Raw genomic sequence first — 17,486 nt, forward strand, 5'->3', positions numbered from 1 at the left:
ACCGCTGGCTTCCAACAATTTGACCTCTGACTTCTCGTCAATTAAAAGTCAAGAAAAAAAATTACCTCTAGGTCATTTATTGACCTTTTCACGGCCAACAAAAAGGGCTACTATAGCGCCCCTTTGAAGAGCTAAGGTGAAACATAAAATGCAGATTGGACCCTATCAACTGAACAATCAGCTGATCGTGGCACCAATGGCAGGTGTCACCGATCAAGCCTTCCGCAATCTTTGTCTTCGTTATGGCGCAGCCTTAGCGGTTTCCGAGATGCTTTCATCCAATCCCGAGGTTTGGGATACAGATAAAAGCCGCCAGCGCATGACGCATTCTGGCGAGGAAGGCATCCGCTCAGTGCAAATTGCAGGGGCTGATCCTGATTTAATGGCGCAAGCCGCCTTGTTCAATGTTGAACAAGGTGCTCACATCATTGATATCAACATGGGTTGCCCCGCGAAAAAAGTGAATAAAAAGCTGGCTGGCTCAGCGCTGATGCAAAATCCACCGCTGGTAAAAGAGATTTTACAAGCCGTGGTCGCCGCAGTGAACGTGCCTGTCACGTTAAAGATTCGCACCGGCTGGGAGCCAGAGCACAAGAATGGTGTTCAAATCGCCCAGATTGCAGAGGATTGTGGCATAGCCTCGCTCGCCGTTCACGGCCGCACGAGACAATGTATGTACAGAGGCAACGCCGAGTACGACACGATCAAAGCAATCAAACAGAATGTCTCGATTCCTGTCGTCGCCAATGGGGACATCGACAGTCCGGAGAAAGCCCGCTTTGTGCTGGAATACACCGGTGCCGATGCCTTGATGATAGGACGGGGTGCTCAAGGACGGCCTTGGATTTTCAGAGAAATCCAGCACTACTTGGAAACGGGTAATATGCTAGCGCCCATTGAGGTTGCCGAACAGCGTCAAGTGATGCTGGAACACCTCACCAAACTGTATGACTTATATGGTGAATACAAGGGTATCCGCTTCGCCAGAAAACATATGGGATGGTACCTAGACCAAGAAGCTCAGCGCCAATTTAGGGCTGACTTTAATCGGCTGGAAACCGCTGCAGAACAGTATTCCCTCGTGGAATGTTATTTTGATGAATTAGTACAGAATTAATAAAGAGCAGAATAGAATGTTTGATCAGACAACTAACACAGAAGTTCACCAGCTTACCGTTGGCAAAATCGAAACAGCAAACGGCACTATCAAGCCCCAGTTATTACGTGACGCCGTCAAGCGTGCCGTAACTAACTTCTTCGCACAGTTGGACGGTCAGGAAGCACAAGAAGTTTATGAAATGGTGCTAAGCGAAGTTGAAGCGCCTCTGCTTGACATCATCATGCAACACACTCGTGGCAACCAAACCCGCGCAGCAAACATGCTAGGTATCAACCGTGGTACTCTGCGTAAAAAATTGAAAAAATACGGCATGAATTAATCCGCAAGGATTAAGCTGCTGTATTAAAAAGGGTTAATCAGAAATGATTAACCCTTTTTACATTTTGAACCCCACAGTTAGTGATCTACTCGTATTAGAATTTATCTTACTTGCCCAGTACTCGTAATCTTTATAGAGTGCATTTATCAAAGACTGCTGTGTATGTTCATGGGGGAAGAACTATTATTCAACGCAATGAACAAACAACTTGAGCTATATCGAAATTCGTATCCCACCTTCACACTTGAATAGGGTGATTTTATGGACTTGTTAGATAAGTATCAGCTTAAGGAATGGTGGCTTCAAGCTCTAACTGCAAGTCAAAGAAACCAAGTTGCTAACGACTATCGTCCTATGGGCTTACCAATTGGCGAAACTCCCTACCTATACCAAGATTTAGATAAAACTGACTCTAACAATGGATTCGGTAAACTAAGTCTTTTACTTACTCTTTCTTACATTGCTGGTGATGAAGCAAAGCATATTCTCCAAACCAAAGTAGAAAACGAGTTACTCCAGTGTTATACGGCACCTGATAGTAACCTGATTGATGCGCACCTAGCCCTTGCATCACTTATCAAGCATCACTACTCATTGAGAACAGCCCCAGAACATTATGAAAAAGCCAAAGAATTCTGCTTAATGCAAATATCTATCTCTAGTAAGTTGGTCAAAAAATTTCGTCATCTCGAAAAACCTAAAGAACTAAAAAAACTACAGAACATAACGGGAATTAAAGATCCTTATTATGATGAACCTCAAATGCTGCCCTCACATACAGGCTACAAGCAGTTAGCAATTATTCTTGAGAAAGAAGGCAATATTGAAGGTGCATTAAAGCTCTCTAAACAAGCTCTAAAGCAAGGCTGGACGGATAATTATGAAAAACGAATAGATAAACTTAACCAAAAATTAGCGAAGCAAAAGAAGAACTAGACCACTGAAGTTAACAATGAATAAAACTGCTGAGCATGCTAACGCAACTGGCCTAACACTTAATATTTGCCGATGGAAGGTGGTTACGTATAAGAGCATCAGCGCTTTGATTAGGGATGTTGATAGCATCGTATCTCCCTTGTTAAAACAGTAAACCTTATCCCTTTCTAATGAAAATTAATCTAAGGTTGCTCGTTCAGTTGTGTTTCGTTAATGATGAAAATTGAAGCAAATTCAAGGCTCATACTGGACTTTAGTTATGGCAGTAAGGCTAGTCTACCCAGTGTTTGAGCCGCCCAAGAATATCTCAGGAGAACACTCATCCCTCGAACCATTAGCAGTTGATTATAATGATGTGCTGTTCAGCCAACTACGGGGTCTGCAACACCTCACTGAGTCCAAAATATAATAATAAACCAAACCCCTCATATCGCTCTAACCATTCCAGCAGCAATATCAACTCATATTAATAATCCCGAGTGTAAATTTGCTACATCCAAACTAAGTCAGCTCTTCCTACTCCTTAAGCGATATTTCTCAGTATAGACTGTGACATCAACTGCAAATCCTGACTATTTTAGTCAGGATTAGTTGTCACAAAATAAAGCTGCAAATAATATGAATGTAAATTTATTGCTGCTCTGGAGCTACTCATGTCTGCTACTTCTGCCTCAAAAGATGCACAACTCCCACTCCATGGGTTTAATTCTCAACACAATCATTGGCTAGAACGAAAAATAGGTGAACTAGTGGCAGAAGACTTTCGCCGCGCACATGTGTTTAGTCAATTTGGTATCGATTTTTGTTGTGGCGGGGGTAAATCACTGGTGGTCGCCTGTGAGCGTGCAGATGTAGATCCCGCAAAAGTGGTTGCTGCGCTGAATGCCGCAACACTTACCGGTAGCAAAGAAGATGAATTAAATCAATTACCCTTAGATCAACTTATCGAATATATAGAATCAACGCACCATCAATACGTGCGCGAAAAAGCCCCTTTATTAGTCGAATATTCCGAAAAGATGATTCGCGCTCACGGTGAGCACTATGCCGAAATCGTTCCCTTTGCGGGTTGGGTACGAGCCTTAGTTGAAGACTTAATGCCACATTTAATGAAGGAAGAAAAAATACTGTTTCCGGCGATCCGCGCCATGAGTCATGGAGAGCAGGTTGAGGCTTGCTTTGGCCATATTGGCAACCCCATCAATGCGATGCAACATGAGCATGAAGAAGTCGGTTTGATTTTGCAAAAATTACACGAGCTCACTAACGACTTCACACCACCTGAATATGCGTGCACTACATGGCGTGTTTGTTATGCCACTCTGGCGGAATTTGAGGCGGACTTACATCAGCATATTCACTTAGAAAACAATATTCTTTTTCCTAAGGCATTGGGTCTGACTCAATAATTGATTAAATGTTTATCCCGTAGCGGCTCCAAATTACAGATTTTCCGCTTAACCTTGAGGCCAGACCTAAGTCTGGCCTTTCAATTGTTGACGTGCTACAACAAGTCATGTGTCGCTGACGGATAAGCTGCCATGACATTTCAATCATTTGCACTCGATGATATTGCCAATTTGCACGAATCGGCCCAAGTAGAATTTAAACTCGCAGGTGGCCGCGATGGCCAAGGTCAATTACCCGAAGACATTTGGGCTACTTATAGCTCTTTTGCCAACACTTTGGGTGGTGAAATCATCCTAGGTGTGCGGGAAGAGCGTGGCCATTTCAGTATTGAAGGCATTCCCAACCCCCTTCCCGTCTTGCAAGAATTTTGGGAAATACTCGATGACCCGAGTCGCACTAGTCACAATCTTTTAGCGATTTCAGATGTGCAGATTATTGAAATTATGAATAAAAAGCTGATTCGTATCCGCGTACCGCTGGCGCCTGAGCAGCTAAAACCTATCTACGTAGGCAGCGATCCTTACACTGGGAGTTATTTTAGAGTGGGAGATGCCGACATGCACGCGAGCCGTCGGCAAGTCAATCTACTGCTACGCCGCGCCCATCTTTGCATGAAGCAACTCAAGGCGCGTTAATCCAGTAAATCTAACATCCTGTTATTACTTTAAAAACCTGCTAATAGATAGCCGCCCATGGCCGCAATCGCCACGCCAGTAACGCGCATTAAATTGCGTTGCCCTGTCATCCGCTGCATTCCAATGCCTATCATTACGCCGCCTAAATGGATGACTGCTGTACCAAATAAAAATCCTAGGGCATACAGGACTGGGCTGGCCAATTCAGGCATTTCAGCGCCGTGGGCGTGACCATGAAAAATCGCGAATACACCCACAAAGGCCATGGCGAATAACAGCGGGATTTGACGGTCGAAGGCGATAGCAAGACCGAGCAACAACACAGAAAGGGCAATACCTATTTCAACAAAGGGAACAGCAATCGCATATAAACCTAAAATCCCGCCCACTAACATAAAGGTGACAAATGCTAAGGGGACAGTCCAAATCGCGCGGCCACCGAGCTGGGTGCTCAACATGCCCACACTCAACATAGCCAGCAAGTGATCGAAGCCCAATACGGGATGATTAAAACCCGACATGAAACCGCCACCTGAATGGATCTCATGGGCCGATACCGGCGCGATCCAACATAAAGAGAGCAGTAATAACAACCCGATACGCGCCATAAAATAGCCTTAGTCAGTGACTTTAGTGATATAAAACTTAACTTTAGTGCAAATTTAGCTGGCAAACCTTGATCTCAATCACCCAAAGATACAGATTAAAAATGCACGCTAAGTTAGTTTACGTCGATAGCCAATACTTTTGTCAAAGCGTCGAGGGAGGCTATTTCTAAATGGGGCAACAAGGCGGCGATCGGTAAGGAATCGACTCGACCAAAACTGGGATTTAGCCACACAGACTGGCACCCCGCCAACCGAGCACCACGAACGTCTGCATTCATGCTGTCGCCAACATGCAGTAAGTGTTGCGGTGCAATCTTTAACCGCGAGCAAGCTAATGCGAACATGTCTTTAGCGGGTTTCATATGCACGCCATTACCTGGATGCAACACAAACTCGAAAGTTTCCCCTAAACCAATCCGCTCGGCATCCACATTGCCATTGGTGATCCCGACTAATCTAAAATGCTGCGATAAGCGCTTGAGTAATAAGAGCACTTCGTCAGACACTTGGAAATGACTGCGGTAAAAATAAAAGCATGCTAATCCTTGCTCGGCGCCGCGTTCGGCTTCAGTCGCCGAATACCCTAGCTGTATTAGGCCTTGGCGAAGCGTAGCTAAACGGGCTGCGCTAGTGTCGTGGGCGAGCTCACGATTTTGCTGCAAAAGTTGCAGTTTTAGCCTGCGCCAATCATGGGGTTGCCACGCCTGCGATAATGGATAAGTCTGCAACAGAAACGTCGCCAGCTCAGCTTCGGCATTTAAAATATGCGGCAGATTGTCGTACAGGGTATCGTCGAGATCGAAACTGATCGCTTGAATATGTTGAGGTCTAAGATAGCAACGCATTATTTATCCTGTGTTTTTTTCGCTCTAGGATGGGCGTTATCATACACCTTAGCTAAGTGTTGGAAATCCAAACTGGTATAAATTTGTGTGGTCGCTAGGTTCGCATGACCCAATAATTCTTGCACCGCCCGCAAGTCGGCGCTCGCTTCTAACATGTGAGTGGCAAAGGAATGACGCAGCTTATGGGGATGTACTCGCACCGATAATGCCTGCTCTTGACCCCATTTAGCCATGCGCGCCTGAATACTGCGATGGGAAAGTCGCTTACCTTTTTCAGTCACAAATAAGGCGTTATCTTCACAGGGGATCTGCTTTCGGCAATTGAGCCAATTCTGCAGCGCAGTAATCGCTAAACGACCGACAGGGACGATACGCTCCTTATTACCTTTACCTAAGACTCGCACTTCTTTCAAATCGTATTGCACACTGGATAAATTGAGCGCGGCAAGTTCTGCTAAACGTAAGCCACTGGAATAAAACAATTCCATCATGGCTTTATCACGCAGACTCAGCGGATCTGTACCTTCAATGTCCAGCAAATGACTGATGGCATCGACATCGATATTCTTCGGCAGAGGTTTGGTCTGTTTGGGGGCACTTAAGCCTTTGGCGGGATTAAGCTCAATCACGCCTTCGCGCAGCAAAAATTCACCCCATTGTTTTACCGCAGATAAACACAGAGAAAGCGATCGCGGGCTTAAACCTTTGCGGTGCAATTTGGCTAACACTTGCTGCCAATGCTCGCGGCTCACATTGAGTAAATGCACGCCTTCGGGCAAGAGATCGCTACCGCGATTAAGCTCATAAAGGTAATTACGTACTGTATGGGCAGACAACTGTCGCTCGGTACTCAGATAACGTTCAAAGGTTTGTAACCATTGAGTATTTAATGCCGACACTTCGCCTGTTTGCGTACTCATATCGGTTTCCTCGTGGGTTTTGCCAAGCCTTGGGTGAGCAAAATCGCTCAACGGCTGTTACAGCTTAGCAAGCATATGCGCCAGTAAACGCCGCAGTTGTTCCAGCAGCATGTTATCCATATCAGGATGAAAATGGGTGACATCTTGGCTAGCAATGGCAAAAATCACCGGGTTGTCTTCCGACAATTTAGTCAGTGCCACCGACCCCACTTCGCTACCAAATAACCGTTTGGCTTCTTGTTGCGTTAGCCGACCAAAATAGTGACCTTTATGCAGTCTTTGATCCCATATTGCCTTCATATCGGCATCGAGAACGCTGATCAAACGCACATGACTGAAATTAAACTGTAATTTTAAACTGTCGGCCAGCACTTCTTTGAGTGACACTAGATCGGCACAATTCAGTAGCTGGAAGGATAACTCAGTATTGAATTGGTAAATTTTCTCGTTGCGCGCCGCCATCGTTAACAGACTGGTGATCTCTTCTTCCAACTGGCTGACTCGCTGGCGTAGCATTTCTTGACGACGTTCCACCAAAGAGATGGCGCCGCGCTCCAGATGGGGCAGACGCATTGCCAGCAATAGCTCGGGATAGCGATTAAAAAAATCAGGATTATCCAGCAGATACTCGCGAATAATCAACTCATCAAAGGGCACATTCGTCTGCGGCATCAAAGGCTCTGTCATAACTGAATTTGTCCATCATAAACGTGTTGCGCTGGGCCCGTCATCCACAAAGGTTTCCCCTCGCCTTCCCAGTTGATGGTTAAAGTACCGCCGGGTAAATCCACCCGCACTTGCTGGTCGAGCTTCCCTTGCACTTGACCTACAACCACGGCCGCACACGCGCCAGTGCCACAGGCCAAAGTTTCGGCCGCACCACGTTCATACACCCGCAGCTTAATGTGGCCCGAATCCACTACTTGCATAAATCCCACATTCACACCACGGGGAAAGCGCTCATGCTTAGTGAGCATGGCACCAATTTCAGCAACAGCGGCGCTCGCCACATCTTCAACGTCGAGCACACAATGGGGATTGCCCATAGAAGCCGCGCCACATAAAAAGGTTTGCAGTGGTGTTTGCAGTAAATAGGTTTTTTCGGCTTTCTTGGCTTTAAAGGGGATTAGACTTGGTTCAAGAATAGGCACGCCCATATTCACGGTAACTGTGCCATCTCGCTCTAAACGCAGAGTCATCTTACCTGATGAAGTGCTAACACGGATTTTACTCTTATTGGTCAATCCTTTATTGCGTACAAAGCGGGCAAAACAGCGGGCGCCATTACCGCATTGTTCGACTTCAGTACCATCGGCATTGAAGATGCGATAATGAAAATCTAAATCGGGATCATAGGGCGGCTCAACCAACAGTAATTGATCGAAACCTATGCCAAAGTTACGGTCGGCTAAACGGCGGATCTGCTCAGGCGAAAAGAACACGTTCTGCGTGACCCCATCGACCACCATAAAATCGTTACCCAGTCCGTGCATCTTAGTGAATTGGATCAAGATACTTATCCTTTAAGCCGAGGCGCCGCTCATTAAGTATGAAACCAAGCGCCTGAATCAATATAATTTTTCTAGTTTACGGCAGGAGTTGCTCACCTTGCCAGAGCTGAGACAATTTTTCTCGCTCACGCACTAAGAAAGCGTGCTCACCATCGACCATAACTTCGGCCGCACGAGGACGCGTGTTGTAGTTAGAGGCCATCGCAAAACCATAGGCACCACTCGAACGCACAGCAAGTAAATCCCCAGCCACTAAAGCCAGCTTGCGATCTTTACCTAAAAAGTCACCTGTTTCGCACACTGGACCAACAATATCAAACTCATAGGCCTCAGAGTCCCTTGGCACGACTGGGATAATATTTTGCCATGCGCTGTAAAGTGCTGGGCGAATTAAGTCATTCATCGCGCCATCGACAATCGCAAAACGCTTGTCGCTGTTTTCTTTCAGATACAGCACCTGAGTAACAAAAATCCCCGCATTAGCGGCAATCGCACGGCCCGGTTCGAAGATTAGCTTAAGTTGACGGTCGCCCATACGCGCTAATATGGCGGCGGCATACACATCAGGATGCGGCGGAGTTTCAGCATCATAGGTCACACCTAAACCGCCACCCACATCAAAATGCTCAATGACTATACCTTGTTCAGCCAGACGATCGATCAACGCTAGCATACGATCCATTGCATCGAGGAAAGGTTGAATTTCTGTCAATTGCGAACCGATATGACAATCGACACCTTTCACTTTTAAATGTGGCAAAGCATGGGCACGGGCGAAGACGGTTTCGGCCTCATCCATAGCGATACCAAATTTATTTTCTTTAAGGCCAGTCGAAATATAGGGGTGAGTACCCGCATCCACATCGGGATTGACTCGCAAGGAAACTGGCGCCACTTTACCTAAACGACCTGCGACCAAATTTAACTGCTCAAGCTCGGCGCTCGACTCGACGTTAAAGCAATAAATGCCCAGATTAAGTGCCTGTTCCATTTCGGTCGCAGTTTTACCCACGCCAGAGAACACCACTTTAGCGGGATCGCCGCCCGCTTCAATCACTCTTGCTAACTCACCACCCGAAACGATATCAAAACCACTACCTAAACGTGCCAACACATTCAGTACGGCCAAGTTCGAATTAGCTTTAACCGCATAACAAATCAAATGTGGATGATCTGCCACGGCGTTATTAAAGGCATGCCAATGGCGCTCTAGCGTGGCGCGGGAATAGATATACAGCGGCGTACCATAGGTTTGAGCTAAGTCGGCGACCTGACAGCCTTCGGCGTGCAGGGCATTTTGTTGGTAGAGAAAGTGATCCAATGTCTGATTCCTTACTGCGCTTTATCGCTGCGATAGTGATGATAGTTATAGCTGCTATTATTGTTGTGTTTTTTGTACTTCGATGGCTCGAATTTCGGTTTTAATCTCTTCTACTTCAGGCTCAGGTTTAGACGCCTCAACCTTTTTAGGCTGATTCACCTCTGTGGCCGGAGATCGATAGAGGGGGCCCTTCTGGCCGCATGCAGTAATGAATAGGCTACCAAGCAATAACAATAAAAACAGTCTCATTTTTCTCAACATCTGTGCATCTGGTGACTAATGGCCTTATAATCGCACCCATCTTGACGAAAGCAAAGGACAGAAATGCATGGCCATGACAGATACAGAATTTCACCAGCTCGCCGATGACATGTTCCAAGCCATAGAAAATGCGATTGAAACTGCGATTGATGAGCAAGATGCCGATCTTGATATCGATGCCAGTGGCAACGTATTGCAATTAGAATTTGTTGATGGCTCTAAGATAGTGATCAACAAGCAAGAACCTTTGCATGAGATTTGGGTCGCCACACGCTTTGGTGGATATCACTTTGGTTTTGTTGAAGGTAAATGGATGGACGGACGAAATGGCGGCGAATTTATGCCATTCGTGCAAGAGTCTATCGAGCGCCAAGGCGGCATTAAGCTTAGCTTCTAATCTAAGCCTGTCGTAGTGCAAAACCGTAATAGTACAAAACAATAATGGGAGCCTTGGCTCCCATTCTTTATGTTAAAAACCAGCTAAAACTCAGTGTCTTGATCGCTAACATCGATACCGAAAGGCGCCACCGTTAACTCTCCGGCTACCCGCACTAAATGGAAAAATTGCGGAATATTAAACCTGGCCCGTGAAGCATAATGCTCATCGAACACATAGTGATGGCTCACTTTATTTACCAACTCGGCCATGTTTGATCCCGCCTGCACGTAATGGCTTAGTTGATTTTCCTCATCGAGGATAAATACATCCAAGTTATCGACCCGTTGGCGTAGAAAATACTGAATCGCGCCTTTAGCTGCATAGTTTTGCACCACTTTCGGCATACTCGAAAAGGGATCGTCACCTAATTCAGGCCGCGGCAATAGTACAAGATGACTGCGGGATAACTGTTGATAAAATGACTTGGCATCGCTCAAGTCCTGATAGGCCATGCCTAAAGGATTAAAAAAGATCCCATAGCGAGTACGGCTTATCTGTAGTGGCTGCACTAAGGTGCTGGATTGCTGCACTTGTTGGCACAAACGCATAGTTTGTTTTAGTAGATTTTTCACTGCTAATTTAAGCTGTGGGCGTAACTTCTGTGAACAGCTGATCACATCCATATCCACAGGTAAACTGGCCCGTCTTAGCCCCGGCGTCACAAAGGCTAAGGCTTGCAATACCGCGGTATCGCCTTCGAAGCGATGACACTGCCATTCACCCCAACTATTCAAGCAAATTGCATCTAACGCACCAAGCATATTGGCTTTTTTACGCCCGAGTGAGAACACGTTCGCATTCATCACATCGACCATCATTTCCTGTCCTTGCCATTCAATGGTGGGATCGCAATCCAGATTGAGCACGAAAATCAGCTTACGAAAATGCCATGGCTGGCATAAGTCACGTTTAGATACACGCCAATCGTGGTCGATAAAATTCAGTAACCGCTTTGAAGCTTCGGTAAGCCGTTTCGACTTTGCCTTACTCTGACCATATTCATGCCATTGAGTACTCGGCGTCGAGATCCCATTTAAACATGCCCAAATCATTAAGGCTGAAGGGGTTTTTCCCTTACATATTGCCGACTCGCCTAACAAATTTTGTGGCTGAGGCCCTTGTCGATACAGATAATATTGGCGCTCACGGGAGCTTGAGACCATAGTCACTTCGGACTCAGCGACTGAAGCACTCCACAGCAGATTCAGCTTAGCGATTTGGTCTTCATCTTGACTAAAATAGGTATGCAACTTGCGAGTCAGCATTCCCAAATCTTCGATCCGCAAACCTTCATTTAACTCATGTGTCGATGCGAAGCGTAATAAGGTTTGGTAGCTCGCTAATAACAGTTCATTCAGTTGCTCGTTAAACCAATTGAGCTGGCCACTATGCCAATGTTCACAATTGTCTAAAGTGCTAATCAGACTATCTGGCCATTGCCAATCCTGCACCAGCTTTTGCAATTTAGGATAACGCCAATCTTTGCCCTCTTGAGTTCGACTCAAGTGCACGCCACATTTTAAATAGAAGCAGCGCCGCACTATCTCTAGTCGGCGAGTATCATTCTGCTTAAGTAAATAGGTTTCGATAATCTCATAGATAGAGTAATAGGCATCATTCGACGTCGAAAAATCACCTGCAAGCGTTTTCTGCCATAAGTGATCACAAAGCAGAGTTGAATGGGGATAATCACTGGCATAAGCCTCGAGTAGCAATACTTTAATCAGCGCCTTATGGGGCTTTTCTAAGCCCTTGTAGAGCTGCCATAACGAAGCACCAAAGTACTCACTCGCAGGTAATTCATGTACATCGCCTAAGGACAAGAGCGCAGGATTGAGTTTAGCGTCTGGCCACCATGCAATCGTTTTACCCGCCAAACGAATTTGGCTGCGATAAAACTCTTCAAGTAATAACCAATGTTGCATACTACCGCTATGTTCATGGGCCATTGCGGATTGACATCCACGAACGGCTTTACCGCCACAAAACTGCTGCGGATGAACTAAGTAAAAATTCACCTCAAACTGATACTCGGCAAACCAAGCAGTCAATCGAGTCGCTTTAATCTTGATTAGCGCCAAATCCTCAGAACTCAGATCGGCCCTATGTACTAACCAAACATCGACATCGCTCTTGGCATTTTGGCCAAAACTGCCAGTACTCCCCATCGCATAAACACCTTCAAAGGCATTGATATCCGCTTCTTGAGTAGTAAAAGGCAGCGAGAACACATCGCAGGCCTGGGACTCAGTCTCACCAACCTGATACTCGTTGATTCCACAGGGCGTATTGGTGGCATGATAGCCAGGATACTGAACACCGTTCTGGTGAATTAAAAAAGGGATCAAATGGAATAAGTGTTTTTGTAGCGGTGATAGCAAAGCTAGGGCGCGTGCAATACGTACCTTATTAAGTCTTTCTGCTATATCAGGAAACTGTATTTGCCGATCCATTCAAAAACACAACACTTAAGCACTTATGGGAAATGTGCTCATGTTAACACTTTTACAAACTCGAGCAACTAAACGTGAAGCCCGTCACACTTTCACGGTATCTAGAACATCGCCAACTTCAAAGAATCGATACGGCTTCCTTACATAAACGATTTGCCAATGTTAGCATTGGCGCAACTAAGATCTTTGATGGAAACTAGGCATGTCTGAGAACCGCATACGTATCGCAACCCGCAAGAGTCCGCTGGCCATGTGGCAAGCTGAATTTGTTAAAGCCGAATTAGAACGCATTCACCCCGGTATTGTGGTGGAATTGCTGCCAATGAGCACTAAGGGCGACGTTATCTTAGATACGCCGCTAGCCAAAGTGGGCGGTAAAGGGTTGTTCGTCAAAGAGCTTGAAGTCGCCATGTTAGACGATCTTGCCGATATCGCGGTGCATTCAATGAAAGACGTACCCGTCGACTTCCCAGAAGGCTTAGGCCTTGAAGTTATTTGCGAGCGCGAAGATCCCCGCGATGCCTTTGTATCGAATTTATATAAAACGATCAGCGAATTACCATTAGGCGCAACTGTGGGTACTTCGAGCCTACGTCGTCAATGCCAACTGCGCGCATCACGCCCTGACCTTATTATCAAAGATTTACGCGGTAACGTAGGCACTCGTTTAGCTAAACTTGATAACGGCGAATACGATGCCATTATTCTTGCCGCTGCTGGCTTAATTCGCCTGAAATTATCTGAGCGGATTGCTAGCTTTATCTCTGCCGAAGAATCCTTGCCCGCCAACGGCCAAGGCGCTGTGGGTATCGAATGTCGCACCAACGACGCACGCGTTAAGGCTCTACTGGCACCATTAGAACATTTAGAAACGCGCTACCGTGTGATTGCCGAGCGCGCAATGAACACGCGCCTAGAAGGTGGATGCCAAGTGCCGATTGGCGCATTTGCCGAAATCAATGGTGATGAGATGACATTACGCGGCCTAGTCGGTAACCCTGATGGTAGTGAAATCATCGAAGGCGTGATCACAGGTCCAAAAACCGACGCCACGCAATTAGGGGTTGCCCTTGCCGAAGAGCTATTGAGCAAAGGCGCAAAAAGCATACTCGACGCTGTTTACGCTAAAGCATAAGTCGATGAAAGTCTTACTGACGCGCCCAGAAGGGCGCAATCAGTCCATGATCGATGCCTTGAATCAACAAGGCATTAGCCATTGGGTTACACCTCTACTGTGTGTCGAAGCAACGCCGCCCATCACAACGAATAACTCGCACCCACTGGCATACGCCGATATGATTATCTGTATCAGCGCCAATGCAGTCAGCTTTGCCGACTATGCCTTAACAACCGCTCATTCTCGAATAAAAGGCTGGCCTCAAGCTCAATATTTCGCCGTTGGTCATGCGACTTGGGAAGCATTAAATCAGCTCTGCATTGAAGCCCTCGAAGCCCCAGATGATTGTCAACAGACCGAAGGTCTACTCACGCTCGCGCCTTTGCAAGATATTAAAGGTAAACAGATTACGATCATACGTGGCGTTGGCGGCCGTGAAGCCTTAGCTGAACGACTGGCTGAGCGCGGTGCAAGAGTGCGCTATTGGGAAGTATATCAACGGGCTTGTCCACCACTCAATGGACAACAGATCGCACAACAATGGCAAGAGTTTGGCATCGACACTATTGTCGTCACCAGCGGTGAAGTACTGGATAACCTGATTAATCTAGTGCCAAAAGAGTTATTTGCATGGCTGCGCTCATGTCATATCATAGTCCCAAGTAACCGAGTAGAAGCTCAAGCTCACGCCTTTGGTATAACCCAAGTCACCAATGCCAATGCCGCCAACAGCAAAGCCGTGCTAAACGCCCTTAAACTCTAAGCGCTATTTAGCCCGATTTAACTCGAATTTCGGCAGTAGCATGTTTTCAAGGACTGTTAAATGGATAACAACAAGCACGACGCAAAGAGCCCTGAATTACAGGCTACCTCTATTATTGAACCATCAATAACGACTGATGACACGCCCGTAACTTCAGCGCCATCTTCTGAATCCCAAACAGCCAAAGCCACACCTTCAAGCACGCCGAGTCAAACAGCAGTACCCAATAGAAGTTCATGGGCGATTCGCTTTGGAGTGTTATTAGCGCTGGGTTTAACCGCTTGCACCCTTGGCGGTGGTTTTATGCTGTACCAACAGATGCAACAGCAACTGCTAGCGCAGGATGCGAAAAATATCGCCCTGCAGGATCAATTACAGCAAGCCCTGCTACAACCCAATCAACGTATTGGCCAGCTTGAACAGCAACAACTGAATGATGCTAAGACCTATCAAGAATTAACAAAATTGGCAGAAGACCAAAATCAACTGCAGGACAGGATCAATAAACTTGCCCAGCGCAGTCCAACGCATTGGATGGCGTCAGAAGCCGAATATCTAGTAAACATGGCGGGCCGTAAACTTTGGTTAGAAAAAGATCCCCGCACCGCCACCGATCTATTAAAGTCGGCGGATGAAACCATCGCTGCCATGAACAATCCCGCTTTGCTACCTATTCGTAAGGCTCTGGCAAAAGATATCGCCGCGACTGCAAGTATTAAAACCACAGATATTGATGGTAGTGTATTAGCACTCGATGCCTTAATTGAGCAACTCGATAAACTACCCCTTAATCGCACCGATGCAGAAACCGATGCCCCTGAAGATACAAACATTACTGGCGATTTAAATGACTGGCAGAGCAACTTAGGGAAGACGTGGAAAGCGTTAACCCAAGACTTTATCACCATACGCCATAGAACAGCCGATGCACCCGCTTTACTCGCTCCTGAGCAACAGTGGTATCTGGTTGAAAACATTCGTCATAAACTGCTGCAATCTCAACTTGCGTTATACCGCTACGACAGGGCCGCTTATCACCAATCATTAATGATGGTGCGTAAGTGGATTCAAACCTATTTCGATACTCAAGATCACAGCACTGCTGAAGCCATCGCCAAAATCGATAAATTGGCGACATTAGAACTTGATCCTATTACTCTGAAATCCTTTGCCGCAAAACCTCTGCTATTACAGCTGACAAGCTATGGTGAGCTGACCTCATCAGAGGATGTGCCATTATGATCAAGATATTAATTTTCTTAGGGATAATATTGATAGGGCTCTGCATTAGCCCTTGGTTGGTGGGCAACACAGGTTATGTATACATTGCGGCAGGTGACTACCAGATTGAGACCAGTTTAGTCTTTGGGATCATTGCCTTAATTGTATTTTATGCCATGTTCCAAGTACTAGAATGGTTGGTGATTAGCGCCATTAATCTCATGCTGCGTAGCCGTTTTATTCCTCGCCACTGGCGCCGTCGCTCCGCAAAAAAGCATACCTTAATGGGTGCACTGGCTCTGGCAGAAGAAGATTGGCCAGCAGCAGAACGCGCTATGATAAAAGGCGCCGACAATGGCGAACTCCCTGCACTTAATTTACTTGCAGCGGCTCGTGCTGCACAGTACCAACAGAAAATAGCAGAGCGTGATCAATATCTTGACCGTGCAGCAACACAACCGCTGGCCGCGAATGCCGTCGCAACCACGCGTACTCGATATCTGTTAAAACAAGGTGAGTTAGCTTTAGCCCGCACCGAGCTCGATAAATTAGCCCCCACAAGTAAGAGCAAAGCACCGGTACTCAAACTCGCCCTCGAGTTATATCGAGCGCAAGAGGATTGGGATGCGCTCAAGCTATTATTACCTATTTTGAAGAAACGCCAGATCCTAGATGACACCCAGCTAAATGAACTCAATGTAATCACTCACTGCGCTTTACTCAAAGCCGCAACCATTAAAGGCGAAGAAGCCTTAGAACAATGCTGGCAGTGGTTATCTCGCAGTGAGCGCAATCAGTCTGAGTTTTTGGCGATTTATGCTGTGGGTTTATGCCGCTTTAATCGCAAAGAGCAAGCGCTGAAGCTACTCTCGAAAAAATTACGCACTGCTCCTGAATCTGCACTTTTAGAAGTCATTCCAGAAATAACGACAGCCCAAGATACAGAAATCCGTAAGCAGTTACTCAAGCATGAAATCACCCATGAGAATAATGCCGACTACCAGATGTGCTTAGCTAAACTTTATCAGCAAACACGGGATATGAAAGAAGCCAGAACCTGCTGGCAAAATGTTTGCCGACTCGAACCCACAAAAGCCTCTTGGTTGGCACTTGCACGGATTCAAGAACAGTTAGGTGAACAAGGTAACGCAAATCAAAGTTATCGTCAGGCGGTTAATCTGTAGTTCTACAATGCCTGCAACCTAGTCGCCGTGATTTGAGTAACGAAAGATCACGGCACTTGCCAATGCTGGCATATTAAAACCCACTTGACTTGCCAAAAATGTTAAAAACTAGATCGTGTCGCTTCTTTTCCGTAAAAACCACTCTCCCAATCCAGATTAATTTCTTATAACTATGCTTAATCTTAGAGTTAAAAAGTACTAAATACGGCCCTTTTTATAGATATAGCTACTACATCTAGTTACAGGTCTAAAAATTGTCACTTTTGCGTATTAAGATCCGTAAAACCGCATAAGAACAGGCGACACAAGCGCGTCAAAAAATTGACTTAAGTCGTTTCGTTAGCTAAAATTCCACCACTTGTATCACAGTGCAACATATTTGTTGGACTTGTGCGTCTATGGATTAACACACTTTGGCTGTTG

General features: G+C 46.1%; 18 protein-coding genes. 10 read left to right on the forward strand and 8 right to left on the reverse strand.

The features are described 5' to 3' along the window. Positions 1–148 precede the first annotated feature (148 nt). From dusB to RA178_RS19980, 5 genes are all read left to right on the forward strand, one after another. Positions 149–1,117 (forward strand): tRNA dihydrouridine synthase DusB, encoded by a 969-nt coding sequence (dusB, locus tag RA178_RS19960; protein ID WP_306685432.1) that lies wholly within the window; start codon positions 149–151, stop codon positions 1,115–1,117. 16 nt (positions 1,118–1,133) lie between these two features. Next, positions 1,134–1,439 (forward strand): DNA-binding transcriptional regulator Fis, encoded by a 306-nt coding sequence (gene fis / locus RA178_RS19965; protein WP_006083371.1) that lies wholly within the window; start codon positions 1,134–1,136, stop codon positions 1,437–1,439. A gap of 261 nt (positions 1,440–1,700) precedes the next feature. Beyond that, positions 1,701–2,375, forward strand: a complete 675-nt coding sequence (locus tag RA178_RS19970; protein WP_306683533.1) for a hypothetical protein — start codon at positions 1,701–1,703, stop codon at positions 2,373–2,375. Between the two features lie 653 nt (positions 2,376–3,028). Then, positions 3,029–3,784, forward strand: coding sequence for an iron-sulfur cluster repair di-iron protein (gene ric / locus RA178_RS19975; RefSeq protein ID WP_306683535.1), 756 nt, complete (start codon positions 3,029–3,031; stop codon positions 3,782–3,784). Between the two features lie 132 nt (positions 3,785–3,916). Continuing rightward, a complete protein-coding gene (locus tag RA178_RS19980; RefSeq protein ID WP_105250431.1) occupies positions 3,917–4,420 on the forward strand; it encodes an AlbA family DNA-binding domain-containing protein in 504 nt (167 codons plus the stop codon). Positions 4,421–4,449: 29 nt separating this feature from the next. Here RA178_RS19980 and RA178_RS19985 read toward each other — a convergent pair whose 3' ends face one another. The 7 genes from RA178_RS19985 to lptM all read right to left on the reverse strand — a co-directional run bounded on the left by RA178_RS19985 (position 4,450) and on the right by lptM (position 9,874). Further along, a complete protein-coding gene (locus tag RA178_RS19985) occupies positions 4,450–5,028 on the reverse strand; it encodes a HupE/UreJ family protein (protein WP_306683537.1) in 579 nt (192 codons plus the stop codon). 113 nt (positions 5,029–5,141) lie between these two features. Then, the gene (locus RA178_RS19990) at positions 5,142–5,873 is read right to left on the reverse strand and encodes an HAD-IA family hydrolase (protein WP_219251942.1); all 732 of its coding nucleotides are present in this window, start codon (positions 5,871–5,873) and stop codon (positions 5,142–5,144) included. Further along, on the reverse strand, positions 5,873–6,793 hold the full coding sequence (gene xerC / locus RA178_RS19995; RefSeq protein WP_131523372.1) for a tyrosine recombinase XerC: 921 nt from the start codon (positions 6,791–6,793) through the stop codon (positions 5,873–5,875). Before xerC ends, RA178_RS19990 begins: the two co-directional genes overlap by 1 nt. 57 nt (positions 6,794–6,850) lie before the next feature. Further along, entirely contained in the window at positions 6,851–7,480 is a 630-nt protein-coding gene (locus tag RA178_RS20000) for a DUF484 family protein (protein WP_131523371.1), read from the reverse strand. After that, positions 7,477–8,304: a diaminopimelate epimerase gene (gene dapF, locus RA178_RS20005; protein ID WP_306683540.1), complete on the reverse strand. Its 828-nt coding sequence runs from the start codon at positions 8,302–8,304 to the stop codon at positions 7,477–7,479. Before dapF ends, RA178_RS20000 begins: the two co-directional genes overlap by 4 nt. 76 nt (positions 8,305–8,380) lie before the next feature. Next, on the reverse strand, positions 8,381–9,625 hold the full coding sequence (lysA, locus tag RA178_RS20010) for a diaminopimelate decarboxylase (protein ID WP_173496191.1): 1,245 nt from the start codon (positions 9,623–9,625) through the stop codon (positions 8,381–8,383). 57 nt (positions 9,626–9,682) lie between these two features. After that, positions 9,683–9,874 carry an LPS translocon maturation chaperone LptM gene (gene lptM, locus RA178_RS20015; RefSeq protein WP_168825920.1) on the reverse strand — a complete coding sequence of 64 codons (192 nt, stop codon included), beginning with the start codon at positions 9,872–9,874 and terminating at the stop codon, positions 9,683–9,685. Between the two features lie 79 nt (positions 9,875–9,953). Between lptM and cyaY the strand changes: the two genes are divergently transcribed. Next, entirely contained in the window at positions 9,954–10,283 is a 330-nt protein-coding gene (gene cyaY / locus RA178_RS20020; protein WP_105250439.1) for an iron donor protein CyaY, read from the forward strand. Between the two features lie 83 nt (positions 10,284–10,366). Here cyaY and RA178_RS20025 read toward each other — a convergent pair whose 3' ends face one another. Beyond that, the gene (locus RA178_RS20025; RefSeq protein WP_306683543.1) at positions 10,367–12,778 is read right to left on the reverse strand and encodes a class I adenylate cyclase; all 2,412 of its coding nucleotides are present in this window, start codon (positions 12,776–12,778) and stop codon (positions 10,367–10,369) included. Between the two features lie 202 nt (positions 12,779–12,980). Here RA178_RS20025 and hemC point away from each other — a divergent pair, with 202 nt between their 5' ends. From hemC to RA178_RS20045, 4 genes are read left to right on the forward strand one after another with little or no spacing between them, the layout of a single operon-like run. After that, the gene (gene hemC, locus RA178_RS20030; RefSeq protein ID WP_113940849.1) at positions 12,981–13,913 is read left to right on the forward strand and encodes a hydroxymethylbilane synthase; all 933 of its coding nucleotides are present in this window, start codon (positions 12,981–12,983) and stop codon (positions 13,911–13,913) included. Between the two features lie 4 nt (positions 13,914–13,917). Continuing rightward, positions 13,918–14,658 (forward strand): uroporphyrinogen-III synthase, encoded by a 741-nt coding sequence (locus tag RA178_RS20035; protein WP_113940850.1) that lies wholly within the window; start codon positions 13,918–13,920, stop codon positions 14,656–14,658. A gap of 60 nt (positions 14,659–14,718) precedes the next feature. Further along, on the forward strand, positions 14,719–15,900 hold the full coding sequence (locus RA178_RS20040) for a uroporphyrinogen-III C-methyltransferase (RefSeq protein WP_263164633.1): 1,182 nt from the start codon (positions 14,719–14,721) through the stop codon (positions 15,898–15,900). Then, complete coding sequence (locus RA178_RS20045; RefSeq protein WP_168825925.1) at positions 15,897–17,063, forward strand: heme biosynthesis HemY N-terminal domain-containing protein; 1,167 nt, start codon at positions 15,897–15,899, stop codon at positions 17,061–17,063. Before RA178_RS20040 ends, RA178_RS20045 begins: the two co-directional genes overlap by 4 nt. Positions 17,064–17,486 lie beyond the last annotated feature (423 nt).

It is taken from the genome of Shewanella oncorhynchi (genome assembly GCF_030848765.1).
GTDB lineage: Bacteria > Pseudomonadota > Gammaproteobacteria > Enterobacterales > Shewanellaceae > Shewanella > Shewanella oncorhynchi.

Coding starts and splice junctions, on each gene's coding strand:
- dusB (WP_306685432.1), top strand. CDS start 149: ATGCAGATTGGACCCTATCAACTGAACAATCAGCTGATCGTGGCACCA.
- fis (WP_006083371.1), top strand. CDS start 1,134: ATGTTTGATCAGACAACTAACACAGAAGTTCACCAGCTTACCGTTGGC.
- RA178_RS19970 (WP_306683533.1), top strand. CDS start 1,701: ATGGACTTGTTAGATAAGTATCAGCTTAAGGAATGGTGGCTTCAAGCT.
- ric (WP_306683535.1), top strand. CDS start 3,029: ATGTCTGCTACTTCTGCCTCAAAAGATGCACAACTCCCACTCCATGGG.
- RA178_RS19980 (WP_105250431.1), top strand. CDS start 3,917: ATGACATTTCAATCATTTGCACTCGATGATATTGCCAATTTGCACGAA.
- RA178_RS19985 (WP_306683537.1), bottom strand. CDS start 5,028: ATGGCGCGTATCGGGTTGTTATTACTGCTCTCTTTATGTTGGATCGCG.
- RA178_RS19990 (WP_219251942.1), bottom strand. CDS start 5,873: ATGCGTTGCTATCTTAGACCTCAACATATTCAAGCGATCAGTTTCGAT.
- xerC (WP_131523372.1), bottom strand. CDS start 6,793: ATGAGTACGCAAACAGGCGAAGTGTCGGCATTAAATACTCAATGGTTA.
- RA178_RS20000 (WP_131523371.1), bottom strand. CDS start 7,480: ATGACAGAGCCTTTGATGCCGCAGACGAATGTGCCCTTTGATGAGTTG.
- lptM (WP_168825920.1), bottom strand. CDS start 9,874: ATGAGACTGTTTTTATTGTTATTGCTTGGTAGCCTATTCATTACTGCA.
- cyaY (WP_105250439.1), top strand. CDS start 9,954: ATGGCCATGACAGATACAGAATTTCACCAGCTCGCCGATGACATGTTC.
- RA178_RS20025 (WP_306683543.1), bottom strand. CDS start 12,778: ATGGATCGGCAAATACAGTTTCCTGATATAGCAGAAAGACTTAATAAG.
- hemC (WP_113940849.1), top strand. CDS start 12,981: ATGTCTGAGAACCGCATACGTATCGCAACCCGCAAGAGTCCGCTGGCC.
- RA178_RS20035 (WP_113940850.1), top strand. CDS start 13,918: ATGAAAGTCTTACTGACGCGCCCAGAAGGGCGCAATCAGTCCATGATC.
- RA178_RS20040 (WP_263164633.1), top strand. CDS start 14,719: ATGGATAACAACAAGCACGACGCAAAGAGCCCTGAATTACAGGCTACC.
- RA178_RS20045 (WP_168825925.1), top strand. CDS start 15,897: ATGATCAAGATATTAATTTTCTTAGGGATAATATTGATAGGGCTCTGC.